Source organism: Gelidibacter sp. (assembly GCF_035577925.1).
GTDB lineage: Bacteria > Bacteroidota > Bacteroidia > Flavobacteriales > Flavobacteriaceae > Gelidibacter.
The window spans coordinates 1-2,117 of sequence record NZ_DATJCY010000414.1 but is presented as its reverse complement, the minus strand read 5'-3'; the positions used below and the strand labels follow the sequence as shown (position 1 = coordinate 2,117).

At 39.7% G+C, this 2,117-nt stretch carries 2 protein-coding genes; both read left to right on the top strand.

Translation table 11 applies throughout. The features are described 5' to 3' along the window. A partial coding sequence (locus tag VNJ50_RS15525; RefSeq protein WP_325583204.1) for an aminotransferase class I/II-fold pyridoxal phosphate-dependent enzyme occupies window positions 1–857 on the top strand: 857 nt, incomplete at its 5' end. Window positions 858–1,012: 155 nt separating this feature from the next. Further along, window positions 1,013–2,117 (top strand): Na+/H+ antiporter NhaC family protein (locus VNJ50_RS15520; protein ID WP_325583203.1); only part of this gene is annotated, 1,105 nt, incomplete at its 3' end.

Below are 2,117 nucleotides of genomic sequence, written 5' to 3'. Positions count from 1 at the left end.
TAAAAAACTTTACGCCACGTTTCAATATCCAGACCACATTTGTAGATATCACCAAATTAGATCTTGTTGAAGCGGCTATTACGCCAAAAACAAAAGTAATTTTCTGCGAATCGGTGAGCAACCCACTATTGGAGGTTGCGGACATTGCAGGTTTGGCAAAATTGGCTAAAAAACACAATCTAAAACTGGTGGTTGACAATACATTCTCGCCCTTATCCATTTCACCGACGCAGTTGGGTGCCGATATTGTAATTCATAGTTTGACCAAATTCATCAATGGCTCCAGTGATACTGTTGGAGGCGTAATTTGCGGTACACAACAATTTATAGATGATTTAAGAAATGTCAACGACGGCGCATGCATGCTTCTTGGACCAACTATGGACAGCTTAAGGGCTGCATCGATCCTAAAAAACTTAAGAACCTTACATATTCGCATTTTACAGCACAGCCACAACGCACTTTATTTGGCCAATAAATTTCAAAAAGATGGCCTTAAAACTGTTTATCCAGGATTAAAATCGCATCCATCACATGAATTATTCAAATCGATGATGAACGAAAAGTATGGTTTTGGTGGTATGCTTACGGTTGATGTAGGTACTTTAGAAAAAGCAAATGCGTTGATGGAATTAATGCAACAACAAAACTTGGGATATCTTGCCGTAAGCCTTGGTTTTTATAAAACCTTGTTCTCTGCGCCTGGAAGTTCAACCTCTTCAGAAATACCTGTTGAAGAACAAAAAGAAATGGGCTTGACCGATGGCTTGATCCGTTTTTCAATCGGATTGGATGCTGATATTGAAAGAACTTATACCATGATGAAGGATTGTATGGTGCAATTAGATATTCTATAAAAAAGATCGAAATGATTAATCTACATCCCGAAAACCAGATTTTAAAAAAAATTTGCTGACTATATAAAAGTGTATCTCCAAATTGATTTGCATAGGTTTGTTGAAAATCGTAACATTACGAAATAGAATCTCTAAACTGTAATTACTATTCTCCTATGCAAAATCAAGATACCAACCCAAAATCATCTGAATTTACCCCTATCATTGAAAATAAAGAATTGAATATTTGGGAGGCTTTAATTCCAGTTTTTGCTCTGGTCATCATGTTAGCTTACAACGTTTATCTATATGGCGGAGATGCTCTTGGCGGCTCCAATCAATTTATCTTGTTAATGGGTGGCGCAGTTGCAGCTTTGGTCGGTATTTTCAACAAGGTATCTTTTAAACAGATGATTGAGGAGGTTTCTGAAAACATCAAATCCACTGCTGGAGCACTTCTCATTCTACTTATGGTAGGCGCTTTGGCTGGCACTTGGCTGATAAGTGGTATCATACCAACCATGATCTATTATGGACTTCAAGTCCTAAACCCCACCATCTTTTTGGCAGCTTGCGTCATTATTTGTTCCATCATTTCTGTTGCTACAGGAAGCAGTTGGACCACTTCGGCCACTGTAGGTATTGCACTTATCGGAATTTCAAATGCATTAGGCGTCCACGTCGGCATGACTGCCGGAGCTATTCTTTCGGGAGCTTATTTTGGCGATAAAATCTCACCGTTAAGTGACACTACAAATTTAGCTCCCGCTATGGCAGGTACTGATTTGTTCACGCATATCCGCTATATGCTTTACACCACAACGCCCACTTTAATCATCACAATAATCGTTTTTATTATTATTGGCCTTAATATTGACACCTCAGGAACTGCCGATACCGAAACTATCTTATCAGCACTTAAGGCTTCTATAAATGTGACACCTTGGCTATTTGTAATTCCAATTTTGGTTGTTATTTTAATCATAAGAAAAACCCCACCACTCATTGCACTTTTGGCGGGCACCTTGTTGGGCGGTATTGCAGCACTTATTTTTCAGCCACATATTGTAGCCACCATTGGAGGGGGTGATTCCCTAACTTTTGCCACGGGCTATAAAGGCATCATGGATGCAATGACCATTGACGCCAGCATACCAACCGATAACGAAGCATTAAAAGGACTTTTTTCATCAGGAGGGATGTCTAGCATGCTAAATACGGTTTGGCTTATCCTGTGCGCCATGGTGTTTGGCGGTATCATGGATGCTATTGGTGCGCTAG